Source organism: Methanococcus mangrovi, from assembly GCF_054506835.1.
In genome coordinates, this window is the sequence record NZ_CP197114.1 from 713,891 (window position 1) to 737,612 (window position 23,722).

29 protein-coding genes and 1 pseudogene are annotated in these 23,722 nt (G+C 32.8%); 17 read left to right on the forward strand and 13 right to left on the reverse strand.

Annotated features, from left to right (window positions below):
• Window positions 1-183: 183 nt before the first annotated feature.
• The 3 genes and pseudogenes from ACS5L2_RS03855 to ACS5L2_RS03865 all read left to right on the forward strand — a co-directional run.
• A pseudogene (locus tag ACS5L2_RS03855) lies at window positions 184-393 on the forward strand (RHS repeat-associated core domain-containing protein); the annotation flags it as partial.
• A gap of 75 nt (window positions 394-468) precedes the next feature.
• Window positions 469-1,041, forward strand: a complete 573-nt coding sequence (locus ACS5L2_RS03860; RefSeq protein WP_459202449.1) for a hypothetical protein — start codon at window positions 469-471, stop codon at window positions 1,039-1,041.
• Window positions 1,034-1,495, forward strand: a complete 462-nt coding sequence (locus ACS5L2_RS03865; RefSeq protein WP_459202450.1) for a hypothetical protein — start codon at window positions 1,034-1,036, stop codon at window positions 1,493-1,495. The genes ACS5L2_RS03860 and ACS5L2_RS03865 overlap by 8 nt, the downstream gene beginning before the upstream one ends.
• Before the next feature lie 516 nt (window positions 1,496-2,011).
• Here ACS5L2_RS03865 and frhB read toward each other — a convergent pair.
• From frhB to frhA, 4 genes are read right to left on the reverse strand one after another with little or no spacing between them, the layout of a single operon-like run.
• Window positions 2,012-2,860 (reverse strand): coenzyme F420 hydrogenase subunit beta, encoded by an 849-nt coding sequence (gene frhB / locus ACS5L2_RS03870; RefSeq protein ID WP_459202451.1) that lies wholly within the window; start codon window positions 2,858-2,860, stop codon window positions 2,012-2,014.
• 20 nt (window positions 2,861-2,880) lie between these two features.
• Complete coding sequence (gene frhG, locus ACS5L2_RS03875; protein ID WP_459202452.1) at window positions 2,881-3,609, reverse strand: coenzyme F420 hydrogenase subunit gamma; 729 nt, start codon at window positions 3,607-3,609, stop codon at window positions 2,881-2,883.
• A gap of 10 nt (window positions 3,610-3,619) precedes the next feature.
• Complete coding sequence (gene frhD / locus ACS5L2_RS03880) at window positions 3,620-4,120, reverse strand: coenzyme F420-reducing hydrogenase, FrhD protein (protein ID WP_459202453.1); 501 nt, start codon at window positions 4,118-4,120, stop codon at window positions 3,620-3,622.
• A gap of 10 nt (window positions 4,121-4,130) precedes the next feature.
• Complete coding sequence (gene frhA / locus ACS5L2_RS03885; RefSeq protein WP_459202454.1) at window positions 4,131-5,363, reverse strand: coenzyme F420 hydrogenase subunit alpha; 1,233 nt, start codon at window positions 5,361-5,363, stop codon at window positions 4,131-4,133.
• Between the two features lie 359 nt (window positions 5,364-5,722).
• On the opposite strand from frhA, the gene ACS5L2_RS03890 reads away from it, so the two are divergent.
• From ACS5L2_RS03890 to ACS5L2_RS03915, 6 genes are all read left to right on the forward strand, one after another.
• Window positions 5,723-6,145, forward strand: coding sequence for a hydrogenase iron-sulfur subunit (locus ACS5L2_RS03890; RefSeq protein WP_011170765.1), 423 nt, complete (start codon window positions 5,723-5,725; stop codon window positions 6,143-6,145).
• Between the two features lie 16 nt (window positions 6,146-6,161).
• Window positions 6,162-7,064, forward strand: coding sequence for an NADH-quinone oxidoreductase subunit B family protein (locus ACS5L2_RS03895; protein ID WP_459202455.1), 903 nt, complete (start codon window positions 6,162-6,164; stop codon window positions 7,062-7,064).
• Between the two features lie 21 nt (window positions 7,065-7,085).
• Window positions 7,086-8,501, forward strand: a complete 1,416-nt coding sequence (locus tag ACS5L2_RS03900) for a Ni/Fe hydrogenase subunit alpha (RefSeq protein WP_459202456.1) — start codon at window positions 7,086-7,088, stop codon at window positions 8,499-8,501.
• A 9-nt stretch (window positions 8,502-8,510) separates the two neighbouring features.
• Window positions 8,511-9,704 carry a 4Fe-4S binding protein gene (locus ACS5L2_RS03905; protein ID WP_459202457.1) on the forward strand — a complete coding sequence of 398 codons (1,194 nt, stop codon included), beginning with the start codon at window positions 8,511-8,513 and terminating at the stop codon, window positions 9,702-9,704.
• A gap of 89 nt (window positions 9,705-9,793) precedes the next feature.
• A complete protein-coding gene (locus ACS5L2_RS03910; protein WP_459202458.1) occupies window positions 9,794-11,758 on the forward strand; it encodes a 4Fe-4S binding protein in 1,965 nt (654 codons plus the stop codon).
• 46 nt (window positions 11,759-11,804) lie between these two features.
• Complete coding sequence (locus tag ACS5L2_RS03915; RefSeq protein WP_459202459.1) at window positions 11,805-13,109, forward strand: formylmethanofuran dehydrogenase subunit B; 1,305 nt, start codon at window positions 11,805-11,807, stop codon at window positions 13,107-13,109.
• 298 nt (window positions 13,110-13,407) lie between these two features.
• Here the strand turns inward: ACS5L2_RS03915 and ACS5L2_RS03920 are convergent, their stop codons facing one another.
• Window positions 13,408-13,731 carry a hypothetical protein gene (locus ACS5L2_RS03920; RefSeq protein ID WP_459202460.1) on the reverse strand — a complete coding sequence of 108 codons (324 nt, stop codon included), beginning with the start codon at window positions 13,729-13,731 and terminating at the stop codon, window positions 13,408-13,410.
• 321 nt (window positions 13,732-14,052) lie between these two features.
• Here ACS5L2_RS03920 and ACS5L2_RS03925 point away from each other — a divergent pair, with 321 nt between their 5' ends.
• Window positions 14,053-14,346: a hypothetical protein gene (locus ACS5L2_RS03925; protein ID WP_459202461.1), complete on the forward strand. Its 294-nt coding sequence runs from the start codon at window positions 14,053-14,055 to the stop codon at window positions 14,344-14,346.
• A 15-nt stretch (window positions 14,347-14,361) separates the two neighbouring features.
• Here the strand turns inward: ACS5L2_RS03925 and ACS5L2_RS03930 are convergent, their stop codons facing one another.
• From ACS5L2_RS03930 to ACS5L2_RS03945, 4 genes are all read right to left on the reverse strand, one after another.
• A complete protein-coding gene (locus ACS5L2_RS03930) occupies window positions 14,362-14,709 on the reverse strand; it encodes a hypothetical protein (RefSeq protein ID WP_459202462.1) in 348 nt (115 codons plus the stop codon).
• Window positions 14,710-14,784: 75 nt separating this feature from the next.
• A complete protein-coding gene (locus ACS5L2_RS03935; protein WP_459202463.1) occupies window positions 14,785-15,303 on the reverse strand; it encodes a hypothetical protein in 519 nt (172 codons plus the stop codon).
• A 224-nt stretch (window positions 15,304-15,527) separates the two neighbouring features.
• Window positions 15,528-15,866: a YbjQ family protein gene (locus ACS5L2_RS03940; RefSeq protein ID WP_459202464.1), complete on the reverse strand. Its 339-nt coding sequence runs from the start codon at window positions 15,864-15,866 to the stop codon at window positions 15,528-15,530.
• A gap of 115 nt (window positions 15,867-15,981) precedes the next feature.
• Window positions 15,982-16,587 carry a ribonuclease H1 domain-containing protein gene (locus tag ACS5L2_RS03945; protein WP_459202465.1) on the reverse strand — a complete coding sequence of 202 codons (606 nt, stop codon included), beginning with the start codon at window positions 16,585-16,587 and terminating at the stop codon, window positions 15,982-15,984.
• Window positions 16,588-16,721: 134 nt separating this feature from the next.
• Here ACS5L2_RS03945 and ACS5L2_RS03950 point away from each other — a divergent pair, with 134 nt between their 5' ends.
• Both ACS5L2_RS03950 and ACS5L2_RS03955 read left to right on the forward strand, forming a co-directional pair.
• Window positions 16,722-16,913, forward strand: a complete 192-nt coding sequence (locus tag ACS5L2_RS03950; protein WP_459202466.1) for a hypothetical protein — start codon at window positions 16,722-16,724, stop codon at window positions 16,911-16,913.
• Window positions 16,914-16,940: 27 nt separating this feature from the next.
• Window positions 16,941-17,606: a M48 family metallopeptidase gene (locus ACS5L2_RS03955; RefSeq protein ID WP_459202467.1), complete on the forward strand. Its 666-nt coding sequence runs from the start codon at window positions 16,941-16,943 to the stop codon at window positions 17,604-17,606.
• Between the two features lie 11 nt (window positions 17,607-17,617).
• Here ACS5L2_RS03955 and ACS5L2_RS03960 read toward each other — a convergent pair whose 3' ends face one another.
• Both ACS5L2_RS03960 and ACS5L2_RS03965 read right to left on the reverse strand, forming a co-directional pair.
• The gene (locus ACS5L2_RS03960) at window positions 17,618-18,085 is read right to left on the reverse strand and encodes a hypothetical protein (RefSeq protein WP_459202468.1); all 468 of its coding nucleotides are present in this window, start codon (window positions 18,083-18,085) and stop codon (window positions 17,618-17,620) included.
• Window positions 18,086-18,153: 68 nt separating this feature from the next.
• A complete protein-coding gene (locus tag ACS5L2_RS03965; RefSeq protein WP_459202469.1) occupies window positions 18,154-18,741 on the reverse strand; it encodes a TetR/AcrR family transcriptional regulator in 588 nt (195 codons plus the stop codon).
• Between the two features lie 436 nt (window positions 18,742-19,177).
• On the opposite strand from ACS5L2_RS03965, the gene ACS5L2_RS03970 reads away from it, so the two are divergent.
• The 3 genes from ACS5L2_RS03970 (at window position 19,178) to ACS5L2_RS03980 (ending at window position 21,483) form a co-directional block, all read left to right on the forward strand.
• Window positions 19,178-20,002, forward strand: coding sequence for a DUF4013 domain-containing protein (locus ACS5L2_RS03970; protein ID WP_459202470.1), 825 nt, complete (start codon window positions 19,178-19,180; stop codon window positions 20,000-20,002).
• A gap of 145 nt (window positions 20,003-20,147) precedes the next feature.
• Complete coding sequence (locus tag ACS5L2_RS03975) at window positions 20,148-20,546, forward strand: hypothetical protein (protein ID WP_459202471.1); 399 nt, start codon at window positions 20,148-20,150, stop codon at window positions 20,544-20,546.
• A gap of 205 nt (window positions 20,547-20,751) precedes the next feature.
• A complete protein-coding gene (locus ACS5L2_RS03980; protein WP_459202472.1) occupies window positions 20,752-21,483 on the forward strand; it encodes a Bax inhibitor-1/YccA family protein in 732 nt (243 codons plus the stop codon).
• Between the two features lie 43 nt (window positions 21,484-21,526).
• On the opposite strand, the gene ACS5L2_RS03985 is transcribed toward ACS5L2_RS03980, so the two are convergent.
• Window positions 21,527-21,874, reverse strand: a complete 348-nt coding sequence (locus tag ACS5L2_RS03985; RefSeq protein ID WP_459202473.1) for a hypothetical protein — start codon at window positions 21,872-21,874, stop codon at window positions 21,527-21,529.
• A gap of 131 nt (window positions 21,875-22,005) precedes the next feature.
• On the opposite strand from ACS5L2_RS03985, the gene ACS5L2_RS03990 reads away from it, so the two are divergent.
• Entirely contained in the window at window positions 22,006-22,449 is a 444-nt protein-coding gene (locus tag ACS5L2_RS03990) for a hypothetical protein (protein WP_459202474.1), read from the forward strand.
• 208 nt (window positions 22,450-22,657) lie between these two features.
• Window positions 22,658-22,927: a hypothetical protein gene (locus ACS5L2_RS03995; RefSeq protein ID WP_459202475.1), complete on the forward strand. Its 270-nt coding sequence runs from the start codon at window positions 22,658-22,660 to the stop codon at window positions 22,925-22,927.
• A gap of 30 nt (window positions 22,928-22,957) precedes the next feature.
• On the opposite strand, the gene ACS5L2_RS04000 is transcribed toward ACS5L2_RS03995, so the two are convergent.
• Window positions 22,958-23,557, reverse strand: a complete 600-nt coding sequence (locus ACS5L2_RS04000) for a COG3904 family protein (protein ID WP_459202476.1) — start codon at window positions 23,555-23,557, stop codon at window positions 22,958-22,960.
• Window positions 23,558-23,722: the final 165 nt, after the last annotated feature.

Consider the following 23,722-nt stretch of genomic DNA (forward strand, 5'->3'; position numbering starts at 1 on the left):
AGAATAACTAAAAAAAGGTAAACTAAATGATTTTGCCCCTACAAACAATTTCAATAAATGTCAGTTCTAACGTTATTACCAGTAACTAACAACGATCCTGCTTGATAATACTTACTAATTCTTTCACCCCCATAACTTAACACTTTCGAAATGATTACAGCAGACTCTAAACGGTAGGCGAAAATATGTCTAAACCGCTTTAGATTAAAATCATGCGAATACGCTAAGGAGCGACAGGTACAGTCCGGTGGAAGTGAAAAGTACGGGTTCACGGGACAGGAAAATGATGCTGACACCGGGCTCATGTATTATGGTGCAAGGTACTACTCACCAGAATACAGGATATTTATCCAGCCTGACACGATATTGCCTGATCCATACAACCCGCAAGCACTTAACAGGTATTCTTATACATTAAATAATCCTGTGAAGTATACGGACCCTAGTGGTCATTATGTCGAGAGTGCGTTGGATATTGCGTTTATTGCAATGGATGTAGCCATACTAATGCATGAAGGCATCACATTTTGGAATGTTGCAGCTCTTGCAGCTGATGGAATATGTCTTGCAGCCCCCATTGCTACAGGTGGCGGGATTGGAGTTCGGGCGGTTGAAGAGGCATTTAAGTTAAAAAAACTGGGTTATTCAAACAACTATATTCGTGCAGTTCTCGGTGGGCAGAATATCCTTAAATCCGTCAATAGGGGGGAAAATACAGTATGGCTTGCCGAAGGAACTTCAAAATGGGGTTGGAATCATATCGTCGAAAAGCATTTGGATACGGCGAAGAATCAATATGCAGATGCATTTGGGGATAAATATTCAGACTTGAATAACTGCAAAGATCTCATAATGGAAACAGTAGAAAAAGGAGACTGTTATGATTTAGGGGATGAGGTCGTATATATTATGAAAGTTAATGATAAAAAATCCCTAAAAGTGGCGGTCACCGATTATGGATCAATCACAACAGCTTACCCAATAAAAAATACAGAAGCAGAACAACTAAAAAACAAGTTAGGGGCGACATTAAATGAATAATGCTAAATTTCCAGCAAAACTAATAGAAATTGAATCATTTAGGGATGACCGTGGGCATCTTTTTGAACAATTCATAATTGTGGAAGCTGAAACCGGGGAACGGTTCGAAATACAGGATATACATCTACTTTGCGATAACGAAATGAAAAGTAAAATATTGGAACTTGATTTTCATATAAGTCAGCATTTTTCGGGAGATAACCTCGTTAAGCAGGATAATAAAGAAAAAAAGATAGTAGTTAAAAAAATGTATTCTGGAAATAAATATTTACTGGATTGCCCCACGTTTTACGGAGAAATTGTTGGAAGAATGGACGATCCAAGTGAACTCATAGTTGATGTTGGATCCGGTACTATAAACGTGTCGATAAATAAAAATGAAGTTGATAACTTTTTAATCGGAGATTACATCAAAATCAGGTCATCCATGGTCCAGTTATCTAAAGTACTATGATAAAAACACGTAGTAATTAAGTGCTATTCATTAACATTTGAATTTTTTCTTTTTTTATGAAATTACGTGAATATGGGTTTAACTTATCAACGCAGCGATAATATTTCGTTATGCATTACCCGACTGTGAAATATATAACAAAATATCGAATAAAATATATACTGGTGAGTGTTGCAGGTTATTTTATAGTATTAGCAAGTATTTTACGATATTTTAATTTATATTTATGGAAATATCCTAATTTTTTTAATTGTCGATGAACTGGCCATATTAAAAACTTGTATCGACTTAAAAAAGCAGTATTTTTTTGGAAATAAAAAAACTTTTGAAAACTTTTGAACTATAAGTCAAATTATTTAACGAATTTTGAGTTTTTTTAGTAAACGAGGGGATAATTAAACTAAGGGGTGACATACCGGTATAACGTAAATTGGTACCCATTTGTAACCAATTTTGTAAAATTTTTTTAAAAATAATCTGAAAACAAAATTAAATATTTAAAAAAGAAAGAAAAAGTTAGTATGGAACCGGAAGTCCCAATTCTTTTCTGTGAACGATTTCTTTATCGTTTTTCTCTTTTTTCTGGAGTGCAAGTTTTTGTACTAATTCAAGTCCTGGTTTTGTGTCTTCAATTGGTTTTGTTTCAATTGCTCCAGCTTCAATCATTTTGTTGATGTATTCTTCTCCTTTTGCAGTTCTAACAAATATTGTGCTCCATCCATCTGGGCTTCCGACTGAACCGGTTGAAATGTCTGCAAGTTCTGCCGTGTAGTCCATACATACGTGGCATGATTTTTGTTCGTACATGTGTGTGTCTTTCAAAGGAACTGCTTTTACATCGCCAGATTTTGAGTAAACCCAGAATTTACCTTTTCCAATATCTGTTTTTAAAACGTCTCCCATTCTAATTCCAGCGTACTGTTCAACAATTGCTTTCATTCCTTCGTAAGAGAAGTTTTCCATACAGAATATTCCCATTACAAGTGCAATTTTTGAGTCAGTGTGTCTAAAACCCATCGGGTATTTCATTAATTTTCGAATTGCTCGAACCTGACATGGAGTTCCAACGATTCCAACTTTTTCAAGTGCGTATTCCCTTACAGCATCTTTTAATACTGATACGTTTGGGGAAACGGTATATTTGGTTCCTGCAGCTTTAAGTACTTCTTCAGGAGTTGTAGCAATTTTAGGGGATGCTTTAAATCCTTTTTCAGTATTTGCAACAATTACTCCATCTAAAAGGCCGTTTTCTAAACCATATATGTAGGAAGCAGAAACTATTCCACCATCCTGTGATTTTTTAAGGATTGCTTTATCCGTGGCTCTTGCAGATATAGCTGTCTTATATGTTCCAAAAGGGTCCATAATTACACCTCTAAACTTAATTATTCGATTTTTTGAACTAATTGTGGGAATCTAACTCTTGGGCACTGGGCTCCACAAAGACCACATTTTATACAAAATTCGCTCATTATGTTTGGTTTTCCTTCGATCATTTCTATTGCTCGAACCTGACATGCTGCAGCGCAAGTTCCGCAACCCATACAAAGTGACATGTCTATAACGTTTTTAATTACATCGCATCCACATGCATCTTTTCCGTATTTTGCGATTTCTGCAAATGGTTCTAAATAGTCCATGTCGCCATTTAATGCAGCCATAATTAAGTTCACGATTGATTCTGTTGAAGGTGGACAGCCTGGAAGTGCTAAATCTACTTTAATTACATCACCAATTGGAACAAAAGAGGAATGTGCAGGCTGTGACATCTGACCTCCTCTTGCAAATCTGGTAACACCACCAGATGCTGCACAGGCACCAAGTGCTACAACAATTTTTGAATTTTTTCTTGTAGTTAAGATGTCGTCTACTGAGTGGTGGTCATCTAAACAGACACTTCCTTCAACGAGTGCAATGTCGATATTTTCTGGAATTTTTCTTTCAATTAATATTTTATCATCGGTTTCAGTAATTTCTGTCTTTTCGTCTGCGAGTGTTAAAGCATAAACTAATTCAACAGCTCCTAATATATCTAATAGCTTTTCATAAGTGTCTGCAAGGGAGATTAAGCATCCTGTACAACCACTCATGTGTATATGGGCAACTCTTACCACTATATCACCGTTATTCTTTTAATTCATCGATTATTAATGAAACAGCGCCATCTACCGCAGCATTTACTTCATCGGAAAGTTCGAGAAGAATGTCTGGTGCAGGCACATTTTTTTGCTGGCATCCAATAACTACAATTTTTACGCCGTAATCGTCTTCAATATCTTTTAACATCCCTGCAAGGGGCATGTCATGGGCATCTATGTGATATTTATCGATATCTGGAAGGTCTTTTGAATATAATTTTTTTAATTCTCCAGGAGGCAATCCATAATCGATAACATCAGCAATTATTATTTTTTTTAATGGGGTTTTTTCATCAATTAAAGAAAGTATAAAGTGAGAAGCTCCAGTTCCTGCATCTATAATCTGTATTTTGTCGGAATTAAGAATTGGATATTTTTCTTTTAATTCATTTAATCTATTTACTACCGTGTATCCAAATCCATCGTCTCCAAACAGAATATTTCCGCATCCAAGGATTAAAACTTCTTTTTCTAAATATTCAGGCATGATTCACCAGTTATTGTATTATTTTTCTGTCAACAATTTTATTATCGTAGTCCATTGCAATTACGTGAGTTGCACATGAAACACATGGGTCGTATGCCCTTACAACGTGTTCTGCAAATTTGTAGTGCGTTCCTTCTACAGCTTTTCCAATTAATGGGATATTCCAAGTTGTAGCAACAATTGCGTTATAGTATGTGATTCTTCCTTTTGCATCAATTGCAGCTTGGTGGGTGTTGTGTCCTCTTGCAGCTTCGTGAACACCAAGTCCTACTTTTTCACCATCCCCAAGGATTGGTTCTGTTGATCTTGTTTTTCCGTTAACATCTAATTCATCGAGAATTTCCATCGCTTTTTTCACGTGCACGATATTTTCATAAGCTCTTGCAATGTGGATTGCCATAGCGCCTTTTTCTTTAAAATCGTGGAATTTTGCAAATCTTGCTCTTGGACCAACTTCCATTAATCTTCCGTTGTATGTTGGAATGGTAGTACATGCTTGTACTGCAACATCTTGTTCATAAACGTCGTATGGAGTATATTCAACAACTTTGCTCTGGTCAATTTTTTCCCTGTTTCCATATGTAGGATCAGTTGCAATATATCCAAAATCGTGGTAGCCTAATTTTTCAGGAATTTCTGTTCCATCTACAAGCATATTACTTTCAAAAATCGGAATTAAATATTCAAGATGTTCTTTTGCTAATTTTTCGTATTCTCTACATTTGTAGTACATTTTTGAAGCTGCATTTTCAGTAATGTTTTTTAACATACCGCCAACTTTGATATTTGGAGCGTGGATTGCTTCTCCACCAACAGTATCTACAATATATTGGCCGGTTTTTCTCATTTCTTGGATTCTTTTGATGTATTCAACCCTATCAGCTTCAGGTATAAAGTCTGGAGCAATTAAAAATTCGTGTAATGGGTGGGAGTGCATTTTATTTCCAAGACCCGTTAATTCTCTTAATAATAATCCGTCTTTTGGAGGTGTAATTCCACATGCATCTTCAATTGCTTCCACTGAAGATGTAGCGTGTGCAATTGGGCAGATTCCACAGAATCTTGAAACTGCAATAGGTGCAAATTCGGCCATTTTGCCAACTAAGAATTTTTCAAAACCTCTAACCGGGGTAACGCTTAAATAGTTACCTTTTTCAACAATTCCATCATCATCCACTTTCAAGACCAGTTTGGTATGCCCTTCGTGTCTTGTTGTAGGATTTATCTCTACCGTCTTACCCATCAGATCACCTATCTTTAATATTAGGTATTTGATAATTCATTACCTACATTATATAAGAAGATAGATATTAAAAAAAATTGTTAATCGTATTAAATAAAAAGGGTTTTATGTTAAAACAAAAAACGACTTTTTAAATAATTATTACTACTTTTTTATAAAATATCCTATATAATATTATTAAATAGTATTTTTATATTATTTAACGGGTATAAATTAGAAATTTTTATTAATATATATAGTTTTTTATTTGCTATCAAATTATCTAATTTATATATTAATAATTGTCATACTCACATCAATTAGATTAACTATTGTAGGTATTAGGTTACCGAATATCTAATAACAATTGAGGTGAAATTTTGTCTGAAGAATGGGAGCCAAAGATTGTCGGCTTTTGTTGCAACTGGTGTACCTATGGTGGTGCAGATACGGCTGGAGTTGGTAGGATGCAGTACCCTCCAAGTATAAGAATTATAAGAGTGATGTGTTCGGGAAGGATTGAACCATCGTTTATATTAAAAGCTTTTAAAGAAGGCGCAGATGGTGTTTTTATTGGTGGATGCCACCTTGGAGACTGCCACTACGATGCTGGAAATTACAAATGGCAAAGAAGAGTCATGATGCTCTACGATATGCTTGACGAACTTGGAATTGGTAGGGAAAGAGTTCTTCACGAATGGATTTCAGCTTCAGAAGGTGAGAAATTCCAGACTAAAATGAACGAAATATACGACAGAATAAAAGCTTTAGGTCCGTGCACCTTGAATGAAAATCTTAAATAACTATTAAGGTGGTTTTATGGTAAAAATAGCTACAACATGGCTTGCATGCTGTTCCGGATGTCACATAAGTCTTGTAGATTTACATGAAGATTTATTGAAAGTTCTCGAACAGGTAGAGTTAGTACACAGCCCTGTTTTAATGGATGTTAAGGAAATTCCAGATGATATTGACGTTGCATTAATTGAAGGTGGTATCAGAAATGAGGAAAACCTTCACACTGCACAGGAAATGAGAAAAAAAGCAAAAATTGTAATTGCATTTGGAACATGCGCAGTTTATGGTGGTGTTCCAGGAATGGGCAATTTACATGCTAATGAAGCTCTTTTAGAAAAAGCTTACAAAACTACATTTTCAACGAAAAACGAAGAAGGAATTATTCCAAGTGAAGAAGTTCCAGAATTAACTTCAAGAGTAATGCCTCTTTCTGCGGTAATTGATGTAGATTATATCCTTCCAGGATGCCCTCCAAAACCAGAATTAATTGCAGGAGTTCTTACGTCACTTTTAGAAGGTAAAACCCCAGAATTAACAACTAAAAACATGTGTGAAGTATGCCCAAGGGAAAAAAGTAAGGAGGGTGTCTCGATAGACTCAATTAAAAGAAATTATCAGGGAACGCCTGACCCTAAAAAATGTCTCCTTGAACAAGGATACCTCTGCATGGGAATTGCTACAAGAGCTTCATGTGGTGCAATATGCCCAACAGCGGGAGTTCCATGTACTGGATGTTATGGACCTACTGATAAAGTAGTAGATCAGGGTGCTAAAATGGTTTCTGCAATTTCATCAGATTATAAAATCGGTGATGACAGAACAATGGACCCACACGAACTTCCTAAACAGATACTTGATAAAGTGGGTAGTTTTTACAAATTTACGCTCCCAAGTGCATTAATTCCGATAAATAACAAAAGGTAAGATACTAAATACGGTGATATAATGACAAAATTGTCGATAGAACCTGTTACCAGAGTCGAAGGACACGGTAAGGTTACACTTTCCTTTGACGATAGCGGAAAACTCGATAAAGTTAATTTCCACGTTGTTGAAGTTAGAGGTTTTGAAAAATTCTTGGAAGGAAGATATATCGAAGATGCTCCTGTATTTACTCCAAGAATTTGTGGAATTTGCCAGGTTTCACACAATTTGGCAAGTGCAAAAGCAGTTGATAATGTATTTGGTGTAAAAATCCCAAAAACTGCAGACATGCTTAGAAATTTAATGCAACAGGCTTCAAATGTTCACAGCCACGCGCTTCACTTTGGAATGCTTGCATCTCCTGATTTAATGTTTCCAATGACTGATGATGCACTCAAAAGAAATGTTTTGGGCGTTGCTGCTGAAAACATGGATGTTGTAAAAGATGCAATATCAATGAGAAAAATTGGTCAAACAATTATTCAAAAAGTTGGTGGAAGAGCAATTCACCCGGTAACTGCAGTTGTTGGGGGTCAATCAAAACCATTAACTGAAGAAGAAAGAGACGAACTTTTAAAAATGTCAGAAAATCTTGTAGAAACTGCAGAAAGAACATTGGGTGTTGGAAAACAACTGATAGATGGATTAAAAGAACAAGACCTCCTTGAACTTGGTTATTTTGAATCCTACCACATGGGAATGGTAAATAATGGTGCACAGGATATTTATGAAGGAAAAATTAGGGTAGTAAACCCAGAAGGAAAAATTGAATATGAATACGACCCTTCAGAATACTTAAACTACATGTCAGAAGGAGTAAGGCCATATTCATACCTTAAATTCCCGTACCTCACTGAAAAAGGTCCAGTTGACGGAGTTTACCGGGTAAATACACTTTCAAGATTAAACGTGTGCGATAGAATGCCTACGCCTATTGCTCAAAAATACTACGAAGAGTTTGTAAAAACTTTTGGAAAACCTGCACACCACCCGATGCTTTTCCACTACGCAAGATTAATCGAACTTGTTTCAAGTGCAGAACTCATAAGAAAATTCTTAGAAGACGATACAATTGTTGGAACTGACATAAGGGTAGAACCAACTGATATCGTTGGAGAAGGTGTTGGATGTCTTGAAGCTCCAAGGGGAACATTGGTACACCACTTCAAAACTGATGATAGGGGAATTATTACAGATGCAAACTTAGTAGTTGCAACCGTTCAAAACAACCCTGCAATGGACATTGGAGTTCAAAAAGTTGCTGAAAAATACATAAAAACACCCGAAGATGCAAAACCACATGTTTTAAACCACATGGAAATGGTAATCAGAGCATACGACCCTTGCCTTTCATGTGCAACGCACACAATTGACGGAAAAGAAAGAATGCTTTCAATGGATGTAATTAAGGGCGGAAAACTAATTAAAACATTATAGGGGGATATCATGATCAAGATAAACACTGAAGACTGTTATATGTGTAAAGCTTGTGAAAATAGCTGCCCTACAGAAGCTTTAAAATTAAATCCCTTTAAAGTATGTCAACTTTGTGGAAATTGTGTCAAAGCATGTCCAAACGATGCTTTAAATTTAAGAGAAATTGAATTAAATGGCAAAACTATTAAGCAGATTGAATATTTCCCTACAAAATGTGATTTATGTGGAGAATGTGTTAAAGTCTGTCCAAATAACCTCAAAATAGAAAATGGTAAATTAAAAGGCTTCTGTGTAGGCTGTATGAAATGTATTGACGCATGTCCTGATGATTACGTTGGAATGGACGGAGTAGTTGAACCTGCTAAGAGAAACATTACTTTACCAAAAGAACCTATTGCAGTAACTGATGACTGTGTCGGCTGTGGAGTATGTATATCCGAATGTCCTGTTGGTGCAATTTCAATAGATGACAAAAAAGCAGTAGTTGACAAAAATTCCTGTATATATTGCAGTATCTGTGCACAAACATGTCCATGGAACGCTATCTTTGTTGCAGGCAAAAAATCACCAAAAAGAGATAAAAATATTGTCAAATTTAGTGTAGACAGCGATTTATGTATTGGATGTGGAGACTGTACAGATAAATGTCCAAGAGATTTAATTGTTCTAAATGATATGATTGCAGTACCTCCAAAAGGATGTCCAGCATGTGGATTATGTAAGGCTGCATGTCCTGTTGACGCAATAGACTTGGTAGTAGAATATGCCCCTCCAAAACCTGTAACTGATGAGGGTATAGTTTGGGATGAAGAAAAATGTGCATACTGCGGACCTTGTGCCATAAAATGTCCAAATAATGCAATAACTGTTGTGAATCCAAAAGGACTTGAAATGCCAAGCAGGAAAAAAACTGAAAAACAGAATGAATTTAAAATGTGTATCCGGTGTGGTGCATGTGTTCAAAGCTGTCCAAATAATGCACTTAGAATTGGTAAAATCACCCACAATGGAAAAGAATACGAAAGAATCGAATTCAGTCCTAATTTATGTAATTCCTGTGGAAAATGTATTGAAACGTGTCCATACGACATGCTCAAATTAACTGGAAAACCAGAAAAACCTCTCGAAGGTTTCTGTGTAATGTGTTTGAAATGTATTGAAGCTTGTGATAAAGCTAAAAAGAACGCACTGTCTTTAAAATAATTTTTAATAGATGTAGCTATTAGAAAAAGTAATAATGATATTAAAATATGTATTTGGACTAACAGTTCAAGCCAGATATTGGTGATATTATGGAAGAACCAAAAATAGGAGTTTATGTCTGCCACTGCGGTGTAAACATTGGCGGTGTAGTTGATTGTGAAAATGTCGCAAGAACTGCAGAAGGACTCGAAAATGTTGTGATTGCAAGAGATTACAAGTACATGTGTGCAGACCCCGGACAAGAACTCATTAAAAAGGACATCAAAGAACTTGGATTAAACAGAGTAATTGTTGCAGCATGCTCTCCAAGACTTCACGAACCTACATTTAGACGATGTGTTGAAGAAGCAGGTTTAAACCCATTTTTGTTTGAATTTGCAAATATTCGTGAACACTGTTCATGGGTGCACATGAAAGAAAAAGAAAAAGCAACTGAAAAAGCAAATGACCTTGTAAGAATGGCTGTTGCAAAAGCAAGACAGCTTGAACCTTTAGATTACTTAAACGTTCCAGTTACAAGAAGAGCACTCGTTATCGGAGCAGGAGTTGCAGGAATTCAGGCAGCACTTGACCTTGGGGATGCAGGATACGAAACAATTATTGTTGAAAAAACACCATCAGTTGGGGGTAGAATGGCCCAGCTTGATAAAGTATTTCCAACAAATGACTGTTCAATTTGTATTTTAGCTCCAAAAATGGTTGATGTTGCAAAACACCCAAATATTAAACTTTACTCCTATTCGGAAGTAAAAGATGTAAAAGGATATATTGGAAACTTCAAGGTAAAAATCGAGAAAAAACCAAGATACTTATCTGAAGAAAAATGTACTGGATGCGGTTCATGTGAGGAAGTATGTCCTATATCCGTTCCAAACGAATTTGATATGGGAATTGGAATGAGAAAGGCAATTTATAAACCGTTCCCACAGGCAGTTCCTGCAAAGTACACAATTGACAAAGAAAGTTGTATCGATTGCGGTTTATGTGCAAAAGTATGTGGACCTCAGGCAATTGATTACGGTCAAAAACCAGAAATTATCGAAGCAGAAGTCGGTACAATCATTTCTGCAATTGGATATGATCCATATGACCCAACTGAAAAAGAAGAATACGGGTATGGAACAATTCCAAATGTTATAACTTCAATGGAACTTGAAAGAATGATCAACGCATCTGGTCCAACGATGGGTAAAGTATTAAGACCAAGTGATGGCCATAAACCAAAAAGAATTGCATTTATCCAGTGCGTTGGTTCAAGAGATGCAAAAATCGGTAAAAAATACTGTTCAAATGTATGCTGTATGTATGCAATGAAAAATTCGCAGTTAATTAAAGAAAAAGCTCCTGAAACAGATATTGACATTTATTACATGGATATCAGGGCATTTGGTAAAGGATACGAAGAATTCTACGAAAGAAGTTCGAAACAATACGGAATTAAATTTATCCGTGGAAGACCTGCACAAGTTTTGGATAATCCGGACGGAGACAATCCAATAATCAGGTCCGAAGATACCCTTTTAGGTGAAATCTTTGAAAACGAATATGATTTAGTTGTTCTTTCAGTAGGTATGGTTCCAACATCAACTGCTGATGAAGTGCAAAAATTGCTCGGTGTTTCAAGGTCTGCTGACAGGTTCTTCATGGAAGCACACCCTAAATTAAAACCTGTTGATACTGCAACAGATGGTATCTATTTAGCAGGTGCATGTCAGGGTCCAAAAGATATTCCTGCATCAGTTGCACAAGGTTCAGCAGCTGCATCAAGAGCTGCAATTCCTTTGGCAAAAGGGGAAGTTCAGGTTGAACCTATCGTTGTAACAATCGATGAAAATGTCTGTGGTGCATGCGGTATCTGTGTACAGCAGTGTCCATACGGTGCTCCAAGATTCGTTGAAAAAGACGGTAAAATTGTAGCAGAAGTTCTTTCAGCTTTATGCAAAGGTTGTGGAACATGTGCGGCAGGATGTCCAAGTGGTGCACTTGAACAGTCTCACTTTAAAACAAGCCAGATATACGGACAAATTGAAGGCGCGTTTAAAGATTCTTACTAATTTCTTTTTTATTTTTTTAAATTGGGTGATTTTTTAGGGTGAAATAATGGATGTTATAAAAAATGTAGTGTGTCCCTTCTGCGGAACTCTTTGTGATGACATTGAATGTTTTGTCGAATCAGGACATATTGTAAAGACAAGAAATGCATGTAGAATTGGCCACAGCAAGTTTACACACCGAAAAGGTGCGGTAAGATATACCGAACCGCTTTACCGGGAAAATAAAAAAGATGATTTTAAAAAAATCGACTTTGATACTGCAATAGAAAAAACTGCTGAAATTTTAATAAATGCCAAAAAACCTCTTATTTATGGATTTTCTGCAACCGAATGTCATGCACATATTGAAGGTATGAAGTTGGCTGAAAAAATAAGGGGGATTGTAAGCAACACTGCCGAAGTATGCCACGGTCCAAGCGTTTGGGCACTTCAGGATGTGGGTTACCCGATATGTACGCTTGGAGAAGTTAAAAACAGGGCAGATGTTGTAATTTACTGGGGTTCAAACCCGATGCACGCGCATCCAAGACACATGAGTAGATACGGAGTTTTCCCAAGAGGCTTTTTCAGGGGTCGCGGGAGAAACGATAGAACTTTAATTGTAGTTGATCCAAGGGATACAGCCACTGCAAAATTAGCAGATATCCATTTAAAAATTGACCCACATAAAGATTATGAACTGATAAGTGCGATAAGGTCTGTTTTAAAAGGTTTTGAACTCCAATCAGAAAGCGTTGCAGGAATTCCTAAAGAAACGATATATGAAACTGTTGAAATACTGAAAAACGCGCAGTTTGGGGAACTTTTCTTTGCAATGGGTGTTACACATACTAAAGGAAAGCATAGAAATATCGATACTGCAATTGAACTTGTAATTGACTTAAATGCACGTACTAAATTTACGCTGATTCCAATGAGGGGCCACTACAACGTAAATGGTTTCAATCAGGTATGTACATGGATCAGTGGATTTCCACTATGCGTGGACTATTCAAGAGGATTTCCAGAATTTAATCCCGGGGACACGAGTGTAACGGATAGTTTACTTAGGGGAGAAGCAGATGCAATGCTAAATATTGCGTCAGACCCCGGAGCACATTTCCCGCAAAATGCAGTTAAACGAATGTCACAAATCCCATTAATCTGCATAGACCCTCACGAAACTCCAACTTCAGTTCTTGCAAATATAATTCTCCCACCAACAATTGCAGGTGTTGAAGATACAGGAACTGCTTACAGGATGGATGGAGTTCCATTAGAACTTAGAAAAGTAATAGACCCGCCTAAAAATGTACTTGCAGACCGTGAAATATTAAAAAGAATATCAAAAAAAGTAGCAGAATTGATTTAATTAATAATTTTATTTTTTAAATTTTTTTATAAAATTCATTTTTAAACTGTTTTTAATTTAAAAATATAAGAAAATAGGTGAGGTCAAAAATGTTAAAAGATTTGTGGCTATAATCTTTTTTTACGATAACTATGATTTATCCAATTTTCCAAATGTTACGGCAATGGATAGGCATTTTAAAACATCCCAGAGTATTCTGAGATATTATTAGATGTGAGCTTTATACTATTTAAGTTTTCTGTATTTGTATTAAAGATTACTTTAAAATATTCGTTTAGATGAACTTTTTAAACTTAATTTATTTGTAAGGGCATCTTAATTTTCTGGATTTTATTTTTGGATATTTTTTGTGGCTATTTTTTTGTTTTAACTCATTTTCTTCTCGTTTATCTAAAATTTCCCGGATAATTTCTTTTCCCTTTTCTGTTATTTTTGTGTAATAACTCATGCCGTAAGATGAACTTTTCACTATCAGGTACCCCTTTATTTCAAGAAAATGAACGAGATATTTCAAATCGTTTTTTTCAAGTCCCGAAATCGCCATCAAATCCTTCCCTTTTACAAAATCTTCTTTTTCATACAGGTATTTTAATATGTCCTGCCTAACTGCAACTTCATCCACAAAAATCCCCTTTTAAAATAAAGTTAAGTAATATTAATTACATTTTTATTAAAAAGTTAATTAATAATTGTTACATAATGTATATATAATTTTTTATTTTGGGGGGTTAAACTCACAAGTGCGGTGGGAATCTTCTCAAAAGCCCTTCTTTTAGCAACATTTGTATTGACATCTTGCAAAAATTTAATTTTTAATGGTAATTAATAATTTAATTGGCAACATATTTATAATTTAAAAAAATTAAGTTTAGTATACCAAAATCATAAAAATTTTTAAGTAATTGTACTTATTAAAAATTTTTTTAGTTAAACGGGGGATACTATGGGAGAGGGTAAGTGCGGTAAGCATGAATATTCAAATATTAATCAACAAAAAGTTGATTTGATGATTGAAGAACTAAAAGAGCATGGAATATCTGTTACGGGAAACAATCCTTGGGTAATTGACCCAAAAAAGTTTAGTATTAAATTACAGGCCACCTGGGATAAGGAAAGTTCAAAGCTTTACGTGATTGTAACAGATAAATCATTTTTAGTGCCATGTTCAAAAATATGGGATACGATTGACCCGTTGATAAACAATATACAGGGCCTTTCAGAAGATGAAATGAAATAACTTTTCTTTTTTATTTTATTCAATAATTATTTTAAATCGAATGTCTTCTTTTTTAGATTTTTCATTCATTATACCATACAGTTCAAATTCATCAATTAATACCGGGCCGGAAATTGATTTTCCAATTTTTTTGTAAAGTTCTTCAAAATCTTCATTATTTGCAATTCCTAATGCAACAATATAGAAGCACTTCAGCGGGTACTTTTCAACAGAATATTTATCTAAAATAAAATATTTTGAACTTTTTACCCTGTTGCCCCCACACATGTTTTCATTTTTACCTAATTCCACAACAGCCTTTTCAAAATCCATGTATCCAGGTTTTTCAAATTTTTCAAAAAGTTCTTCAAATCTGCTGCTCAAGATAACACCTTAATTATATCTCTTAAAACTGCATTTAGTTGGAGTAGATATACTTATGCACGTTTTTTATTTAAATTATTCAATTTCATAAGAGATCATGCTTTTTGGAAGCCATACATTTTTATTTAATTCTTTTGAATATAAACACATGCCTTTTTCGGTTTCATTAACATATTCAAATTTTATATATAAAAATTTTCCAATTTTTTCTCCAAAATATAGTTTATTTTCGTTTGCAAGCCACAGGGGTATTTTAACAAGCAAACTTTTTTGATTTAACATATTTTCATTATTATTTATACTCTTTTTAGGTTTTTGAGTTTCAAAAGTTACATATTTTAGCACATCGTATCCGTCAGTTACAAATCCGTCAGCTTTTCTAAATATAAATTCAAATTTTTCACTTAATTTATCCGTGTAAATTTTAAATTCTTGAAAATCGTCAGTTTTCACAAAAAAGTATGTTTTTCCGGATTGGGAAGTTCTAACATTCGAAACCCTGATTTTTCTTTTGAACGGCATTTCAAAAAGAATATTTTCATCAAAACTATCGAATTCATCTACCTTAATTTTTGAAATAGCTATTTTAATCATATTTCATGCTCCAATTTAAATTAAATTTAATTATTATCTATGGAATAACAGGATATATTCTTTTTTAGAATTTGTAGTTATTCCAAAAAATTCTAATTTTGAAATTAAATCTGCTGATAAAACCATTTTTCCAATTTTTTGGTAAAATTCGTCGTTTTTTTAATAAAAATGGAAAATAAAATGATTTATCGTGATTAATAATCATTTGGGACCTTTTTATAATTTTATTTAAAATTCATTTGAATATTATTTTTAAGTTTTACGGCGGTTCCATAGCATAAAAATTCCGCTGAACCTGCAAGTATCGACGATGTTTCAAACCGGACTCCAACGACTGCATCGGCACCAAGCCTTTGTGCTTCTCGATACATTCTTTTTAGCGCCTCTTCACGAGATTCATCCATCATTTTAGTATATTCGGGAATTTCGCCACCGACAATAGTTCTTAACGAGGCTATTAGATCATAACCAATATTTTTAGTTCGTATCGTGCTTCCCCGAACTAAACCAAGAGTTTTTTCAATCTCCATGTCTTCAAATTTATTTTGTGTTGTTACGTTCATTGAGTTACCACCTTTTAAAACAATATTATATTTTCTACCTGGTTAATATATTCTTTTTTGAATTTTGACAATGAGCTATTTTTTTAAATCGCAATACTACTCAATAATTAATTTTTTAACGTAACGACTCTTTTGCCAATTTATCTGCAATTTCGTTATTTTTATCTCCCGAATGGGCCTTAACTTTTACAAATTCAATATTTAATTTTTTTAAATAATTTTCACATTTTTTTCGATATTCGATAGTTCCGGACTTGTTTGTTTTCCATTCTCCATTACACCACTTTTCAATTCCAAGGTAATCGTGATATATTACTAAATTTTTAACATTTTTAGAAATTGCGTATTCCATTGCAAGTTCTGATGCTAAAATTTCGCCTGCAACGTTTCTCATTTCTGATAATTCTTTATCATTTCCCTTAGCATTAATTTCTTTTTCAATTCCGTTGAAGATTATTAAAGCGCCTGCTCCATATTCGTGATTTCTTAAATTAAAACTTCCATCAACCCATGCATACATTACATCTTTTTTAAATTCGTTCGAATCCAAAATATTTTGATTTTGTCCTGTTTTTTGATTTAAATATATTTTTGCATCTTTTTCAGATGTAAAACTTTTAAATTCAGCTCCAGAAAATCCTTTAACCTGATTCTCACATTCGGCCCATGTTTTAAATAGTCCAGTTTTTCGCCCTTTTCTAACGGCATAGATTTTAGACATTTTTTTCACGCAAATTTATTTTTAAAACAAATCATAAATCTAAATTAAAAATAATTCCTATATTAAATTATAATTTCAAAAGATTTTTATAAACTCCCAAATGAAATATATTATTCGTAAAATGAGGCGATATTTTGAAATTCACTCCATTTAAATCATATTTAACGGCATTTATATTCTTTTTATCTGCAATAATCTTAGGAATATTTTTAAAATCACAAATGGGAGAATTAGGTATACTTTATACAATTTTAAAAGATTTAGGAATTGTATTTTTGGCAATTGGAATTATACTTCAGATAAAACTTAGAAAATCTAAAAAATAAGTTATTTTAAATTAAATGGCCAGCATTATGATAGAAAATGTTAAAATAATCCGTAAAAAAATCAAAAATATGTACTTGGTTGTAAATCCTGACTGTTCAATTGTTTTAAAGGTACCGCCACATGTTTCTGACGAATATATCAATTCATTTATCAAAAAAAAGGAAAACTGGATAAGAAAACATTTGGAAAGTTTCGAGTCTCTAAATTTAAAAATCGCTGAAAAAAGTTACGTTGACGGCGAAATATTCAGGTATCTTGGAGACGAATACGTTTTAAAAGTTAATTATTCAAAAAAAGAATGGGTATGCGTATCTGAAACTGAATTAAAATTGTATGTTTCAGAAATGAATGATTTTGAAAAAAAGAAACGTATGATTGAAAAATTTTACAGAAAACGTGCAGAAATTGAACTTTTTGAAATTTTTAAAAATAGTTACAAGGTAGTTACTGAAAACATGCCTGAATTTGCAGTTAGACGGATGAAAAAAAGATGGGGTTCTTGTAGTTTTCACAAAAATAAAATTATCTTAAACGAAAGATTAATCGAAAAGCCAAAAGAATGTATTGAATATGTTGTGTTTCATGAACTTGCCCATTTAAAATATCCAAATCACAGCAAGGATTTTTACAATTATTTGACTGAATTAATGCCTGATTGGAAAAATAGGAAACTTAAATTAAATGAAATTTGAAAATAACGGTTTTAAAATAATTTATTATTATCTGCAATTTTTAAAAATATATTTTTTAAATATGGAAGAACGCTAACTGATGGAACCATATAACAGTCTGCTTTTTCAAAACCTTCTTCAAACTCTATGGGTTGATTTTTGATTTCTTCAAGGGCGTATCTTAAGAAACCAGCCTCGTTTCTCCAGATTGTAAACATCATGTAGTTTTGTTCAATCGGCTCAACAAGTTTCCTGTGTTTGTAGTTTAATACAATATCTAATGCAAGTTTTTCAGGACCCTCAAGTTCCATTTTCGAAAGCTCTTTTCCAAAAACCTGTGCTATGAACATCGTTTCAAATCCAATTTCCATTGCATCCCGTGGAGTGATGTTTTCAAAACCTCTTTTCTCAGCTTTTTCGTATTTTGAGAGGTATCTAAGTAATGAAGTATTTGCGTTGTCAGTAAATACGGAAAACCCGAATTCAAAAATGTTGTCCATAACTTTTCACCGAGGAATTACATCAATATTACCGGTTACCTGGCCGGTTGTAGTTTATAAAAAATAAATCATGCTTTTATGAGGTCCCAAAATGAGCTAAATAATATTTTCGTTATTTCTTCAAACTTTTTATCCATATAATACGATAATAAAGGCAATCCTTCAAATATCGAACAGAAATGAATTGCAATCGAGTAAGGGTCCAGATTTTGCCTGATTTCTCCCATTTTTTGTGCCAAAATGATTCTATTCACTAATTGTTCTATAATGTTATTATATATATTATTATTGACGTTTTGAAGTTCAGGAAATCTTCGTATGGCATCGGAAAGCGGTCCTGAATATGCCATGTTTGTGGTTACTTCACTGTAATTAAAACACCTGCTCCTCAACATAACCATCTGTTCAACGAATTTGAAAAGTGATTCTTCAAAACTTGCATCTTCTTCAATGCATAACAAAACTATTTTTTCATTTTCTTTAAGTATCGATATTATGACTTCTTTATACAGGTCTTCTTTTTTTTCAAAATGGTGGTAAAGGCCCCCTTTTGAAATCTTGCATTCTTTTGCAATTTCTGAAAGGGTGGTTTCATTATAACCCCGTTTAAAAAATATATCTCTTGATTTTTCAATTATTAAATCTCTTGTATCCATATTTTTCCAGTTTTTTGTTTTTTTATTAATAATTATAAAAATTTTAAACATAAAAATTGTTTTGAAAATTAAAATCTTAGTTTATATTTTAAATTTTATATATTTTTAATTTGAACATGAGTATTCATGACTTATAGTTTACCCTGAAAAAAATGGCTGCAGCCACAAAATGTATTTCTTAACCATATTATTTTGATATTAATTAAATAATCTTTTTTTATTTTCGTTGCCGATGTAAACTTTATTTTACATTTTCCGAACATTTTACCTAATAATTATATAAGAAAAATTTTAAACTAATAGACTGTCTTGATTTATCAAGAATTCTTCATTATGTGCTTAAGTTAGACAACTCTCAAAGAAATAGTGCCTTGAATACTTATTTTTTTATATTTTTTTAAATGAATATTATCTATTAAACAAATGGTGGGATTTTATGTTTTTTGAAAATTATATTTCAGAACCGTTAAAATATGGTTTTTCGGATTTTTCAAAGCTGTTAAAAGGAGGGATATTTTACGGAATAAGTATTTTTTTACTTATTTTTGGAATATATTTAGCGCTGTATCCATTTATCGGCATGAATGCACCGTTTTTTAGTCCGGCAAATTCGCTGTTATTCGGGTTAATTGCCCTTTTAACATCATTAACAGGAACAGTTTTACTTATAACCCTGAATGGTTACATTGTAAGAATGATTAAATTATCACTTGAAAAATCAGTAGAACTTCCAGAATGGAATAGTTATTGGACCATGTTTAAAAGCGGATTTGTATTCACCTTAGGAATTTCCGTAATTGCAGTTTTTGAATCAATTTTACAAAACGTTATACAGTACATTGGAAATGGTGAAACGGCAGTAATTATAATTTTGATGTTAATTCAGTTAATTATTTCACTGTATATTCCTCTTTCTGCGGTAAATTACATAAAAATGGGGAATTTTGGAGCATTTTTTGACGTTCCAAAAATTTTTAAAATAATGTCTCTTGAATATGTAGGAGCATTCTTAGTGATTTCGATAGTTTCGGTATTATTAGTTATAATCCCAACGATTTTAGTAGTGCTTGCATTAGTATTAATTTTTAATATTGGTGGTTTTGCAGGTCCAAGAATGCTTTTTACAACAACACCAGTACTTTTAATTATATTTATACTTGCATTCGCCATATTTTCGATAGTTGCATTTTATGTGTCCATTTATTCGTACAGGGCGTACACTAATTACTTTATTTCAAAACTAAAAACAGATGAGTATTAGTTATGCAGAAAATAAAAATAAAATAAGACGAAATAAAAGCAAGTGAAAATTAAACTTAAAATAAACTTAATAATAAGAAATTTTTAAATTCTTTTTTTAACATATCTTAACATATCTTAAGTGATAATTTTAAAAGTGGTTTAAAATGGATTACAAACAGGGATTTACAAAAATTAGTGTTTATGAAACTTTATTTCGGGTAAAAACCTTTTTTCAAGATATTTCTGCAAAAATCGACGATGTATCTGCTATTGAAATAGATACTCGTGCAAACTATCTCGTGCTTTTAATCGGATTTTTGTGGTATATCTCTTCGAGTCTGCTTTTAATGGTTTCAAAAGAGATAAGTTATTCACTATATTACACGATTCTTGATTTAAGGGCTTATCATGCCATAATGACAGTTTTGATATTTATTGCGGCATTATTTTCAACCCAAATAAAAATATATGTAACAGGCTATAAACCAATTATAATTATTGGAAGTTACTTTTCAATGCAGAAACTCTATAAAACTCTGAAAAACGAGTTAAAGCTTGGTTAAAAACATAAAAACACTAATTTTAAAGTTGTTAACAAAAGTTTAAACGTGAATTATTTATTAAATTATTTAGATGGAAGAAAAAAATAATTTTAAAAAGTTTTAATTGAAATTAATCTTTTTAAGAAAAGTATTGAAAATTATATAAATTTTAAGAAACTAAAATATAAAAAAATATATAGATAATAACCATATTTTGGCGGTAAATATGAGAACAAGTAACCCTACTCTTTCAAACGATACCTTTACGGGATTTGACTACTACGGGCAAAACCAGATGACCGTAAATGGAACCGTAAATAAAACAATAATTTCACTTGGGATAGTTTCCATCTGTGCCTATTTTTCATGGGACGTGTTGTTTTTTGGCCCTTATTCAGGTATTTTAATGATAGTAGCCCCGATTCTTGGTTTTATAGTGGCGCTTGTAACGATATTTAAAAAAGAGTGGTCGCCAGTAACAGTTCCTGTGTACTGTGTACTTGAAGGACTGTTTTTGGGTTTTATTTCTGGATTTTTTGAAACTATGTATCCAGGAATTGTTTTTCAAGCTGTTATAGCCACATTTGGTGTTTTATTAAGCCTTTTATTTGCATACAAGTCAAAATTAATCCAAGCAACTGAAAACTTTAAATTGGGAGTAGTTGCTGCAACAGGCGGAATTGCGCTTGTATATATCATTTCCATGATTATTGGGTTTTTTGGAATATCTATCCCACTAATTTTTGGAAGTGGGCCTGTCGGGATATTATTCAGCGTATTTGTGGTAATAATCGCTGCATTGAACCTTGTTTTGGATTTTGATTTTATCGAACAGGGCGAAAAATACGGTGCTCCAAAATACATGGAATGGTACGGCGCGTTTGGACTGATGGTAACTTTAATATGGCTTTACATTGAAATTTTAAAGTTGTTATCAAAGCTAAGAAGCAGGGATTGATTAACTTAAATATTATTCTTTTTTAATTTTTTATCCAAAATTTCTATTTTGACAACCTGTTCCATTTTTCAAGCAGCCCACCTTTAATATTTCCAAATAGCAGTGCTAAAATTGGAATAACTGCATTTAAAAAGAATTTTAAGTTAAAATTTGTTAAACCCTCAAAGTTCAGATTGTGTAATATCTCAAAATATACAAAGAAAAATGTTATCAAAAACGAGCTTAAAAACCATATTAACCATAAATAGTTTTCTATTTTCTCTATTTTGTACTTATCTTTAATTATTATTGTATATATCTTGAAAATAATGTATGAAACTACAATAAACACTGCATTATTTGTATAAATTAAAAATCTGGAAATATCCTGTATATTTTGTTTAAAATTCATAAAATCCCTTTTTGAAACTATCTAAAACTATTTTGATTGCATGGAATATTAATTTTTTGATTTAAATATTTATTAAAAATTAAAAAAAACTTATATACCTTTTTTAATAAATTGTTGTTTAGGTGAGGTTTATGGATCAGGAGTCTAAGATAAATGTTTTAGGGATTTATCTCGGTTTTATGTTGATTTTACTTGGGTTATTACCATTATACGTATATGTTGTTGGATTTGGGGATGAATTGATAAGATACATTATATATACGGGCTGTTCTGGCGGACTTGGCGGTACCATATATTCTATAAGGGGATTTTATCAGGCAATAATTCAGAACAAATTTTCGCTTGATTTTACATGGTGGTATTTATTCAGGCCTTTGATAAGTTTTGTAACCGGTAGTTTTGTTTATTTTTTTATAATCGGAGGTTTACTTGTAATTTCGTCTTCAAACAATAATAGCTCTGAAAGTATCATGTTCTACTGTTCACTGTCGTTTTTAGCGGGTTTTTCATTCTCTCGGTTTACTGATAAATTAGAAGAAATCGCAACAGCAATTTTTTCAAAAAAAGATAAATAATAAAAACGATAACTCCAGCCAAGATTAATTTGTTAAATGAGACTGTTTTTTAAAAAACTAAAATACAATTAAGCCAATTAAAAATTACCTTTTAAGCACCATTTTTTTAAACATTTCAAATGATAAAGTCAAATTTCGGGCCTAAAAATGGGCAAATTATATATATTGTTATAATTAGATATTAAAACATACAGCTAAAGGTGGTTTTATGAACTACGCGGGCCCCAAAATCAGGGAGTGTGTTGCGTTGATTGTAACTGCTCCAATAATGATTGTTGCAATGTTTTACTTTATTTTTAAGATACTCAATCCCGATATTTTCACGGAATACAACATTTTGATTGCTGGTGCCCTTTCGACATATTTTGGGAGTGACTTAATAATTGAAATTTCCAAATTCGGGGCTATCGGGGCAATAACATTAATTGGTTTTTTAAAAATTGTAAAAATAAAAACTTCAGGACTTAAAAATTTTTAAAATGTATTTCTTTTTTTTATTTTGATTCATTTAACCTGTGACAAGGCCGTATTTTTTTAATTCATAGTCATTTAGATAGTATATTCCAAAAGATGGTGCTGAACTGATCATGAACCAGTAAAATTCATCTGAAATTCCCATTTCGTTAAAATAATCGATATAGGGTTTATGAAGTGGGCTGTTTTTCGGTAGTTTTGAAGCATCTGTTACAGATTCACTTTTCCACGAATGAACGCCAACCTTTGCACCTTCTTCGATTGTCCTATTTACTCCTGCACAGAAGAAAACAGTACCGCCTGACGCAATATATCCGTTTTTTGGAACGATGGTGCTGATATTATTTGCCCGAACGATTCTCGCAGCCTTTAAATTCGCGTAGCTGTTTACGGAACCTGGAACATTTAACATCACGATAGTTTTGACATCCGGGTGATTATTTACAAGATTTTCTACTTCGTAAACTATGTTTTCGTTTATTATTCCAACCATTACGGCACTATTTCCCTGAATTTCAAAGAGTACAGGTTTTGATGGTGAAATTTCTTCTGAAATTTTTTTTGAAGTATACACTGAAAATCCAGTAAATATCATTAATATAACTAAAACTGCCCCGATTTTTTTAAAAACCATGCTATCTTCCGCGCTAAATTTAATAGTAGCCATTTTTTTTATTTAAAAAGATTTTATATATTAAATTATATATTCGGTCTTATAAATGTTTATTTGGACGGTAAATCTATTTTAAAAGATTGATTAATCGAAATACGTTAAAATTTGGCCGTAGGGGTTAAATAT

What these genes read in the sequence shown, in the direction of transcription:
- ACS5L2_RS03865 (WP_459202450.1), top strand. Translation starts at nt 1,034, where the DNA reads ATGAATAATGCTAAATTTCCAGCAAAACTAATAGAAATTGAATCATTT.
- frhB (WP_459202451.1), bottom strand. Translation starts at nt 2,860, where the DNA reads ATGGACCCTTTTGGAACATATAAGACAGCTATATCTGCAAGAGCCACG.
- frhD (WP_459202453.1), bottom strand. Translation starts at nt 4,120, where the DNA reads ATGCCTGAATATTTAGAAAAAGAAGTTTTAATCCTTGGATGCGGAAAT.
- frhA (WP_459202454.1), bottom strand. Translation starts at nt 5,363, where the DNA reads ATGGGTAAGACGGTAGAGATAAATCCTACAACAAGACACGAAGGGCAT.
- ACS5L2_RS03895 (WP_459202455.1), top strand. Translation starts at nt 6,162, where the DNA reads ATGGTAAAAATAGCTACAACATGGCTTGCATGCTGTTCCGGATGTCAC.
- ACS5L2_RS03900 (WP_459202456.1), top strand. Translation starts at nt 7,086, where the DNA reads ATGACAAAATTGTCGATAGAACCTGTTACCAGAGTCGAAGGACACGGT.
- ACS5L2_RS03905 (WP_459202457.1), top strand. Translation starts at nt 8,511, where the DNA reads ATGATCAAGATAAACACTGAAGACTGTTATATGTGTAAAGCTTGTGAA.
- ACS5L2_RS03910 (WP_459202458.1), top strand. Translation starts at nt 9,794, where the DNA reads ATGGAAGAACCAAAAATAGGAGTTTATGTCTGCCACTGCGGTGTAAAC.
- ACS5L2_RS03915 (WP_459202459.1), top strand. Translation starts at nt 11,805, where the DNA reads ATGGATGTTATAAAAAATGTAGTGTGTCCCTTCTGCGGAACTCTTTGT.
- ACS5L2_RS03925 (WP_459202461.1), top strand. Translation starts at nt 14,053, where the DNA reads ATGGGAGAGGGTAAGTGCGGTAAGCATGAATATTCAAATATTAATCAA.
- ACS5L2_RS03935 (WP_459202463.1), bottom strand. Translation starts at nt 15,303, where the DNA reads ATGATTAAAATAGCTATTTCAAAAATTAAGGTAGATGAATTCGATAGT.
- ACS5L2_RS03940 (WP_459202464.1), bottom strand. Translation starts at nt 15,866, where the DNA reads ATGAACGTAACAACACAAAATAAATTTGAAGACATGGAGATTGAAAAA.
- ACS5L2_RS03945 (WP_459202465.1), bottom strand. Translation starts at nt 16,587, where the DNA reads ATGTCTAAAATCTATGCCGTTAGAAAAGGGCGAAAAACTGGACTATTT.
- ACS5L2_RS03955 (WP_459202467.1), top strand. Translation starts at nt 16,941, where the DNA reads ATGATAGAAAATGTTAAAATAATCCGTAAAAAAATCAAAAATATGTAC.
- ACS5L2_RS03960 (WP_459202468.1), bottom strand. Translation starts at nt 18,085, where the DNA reads ATGGACAACATTTTTGAATTCGGGTTTTCCGTATTTACTGACAACGCA.
- ACS5L2_RS03965 (WP_459202469.1), bottom strand. Translation starts at nt 18,741, where the DNA reads ATGGATACAAGAGATTTAATAATTGAAAAATCAAGAGATATATTTTTT.
- ACS5L2_RS03970 (WP_459202470.1), top strand. Translation starts at nt 19,178, where the DNA reads ATGTTTTTTGAAAATTATATTTCAGAACCGTTAAAATATGGTTTTTCG.
- ACS5L2_RS03975 (WP_459202471.1), top strand. Translation starts at nt 20,148, where the DNA reads ATGGATTACAAACAGGGATTTACAAAAATTAGTGTTTATGAAACTTTA.
- ACS5L2_RS03980 (WP_459202472.1), top strand. Translation starts at nt 20,752, where the DNA reads ATGAGAACAAGTAACCCTACTCTTTCAAACGATACCTTTACGGGATTT.
- ACS5L2_RS03985 (WP_459202473.1), bottom strand. Translation starts at nt 21,874, where the DNA reads ATGAATTTTAAACAAAATATACAGGATATTTCCAGATTTTTAATTTAT.
- ACS5L2_RS03990 (WP_459202474.1), top strand. Translation starts at nt 22,006, where the DNA reads ATGGATCAGGAGTCTAAGATAAATGTTTTAGGGATTTATCTCGGTTTT.
- ACS5L2_RS03995 (WP_459202475.1), top strand. Translation starts at nt 22,658, where the DNA reads ATGAACTACGCGGGCCCCAAAATCAGGGAGTGTGTTGCGTTGATTGTA.
- ACS5L2_RS04000 (WP_459202476.1), bottom strand. Translation starts at nt 23,557, where the DNA reads ATGGTTTTTAAAAAAATCGGGGCAGTTTTAGTTATATTAATGATATTT.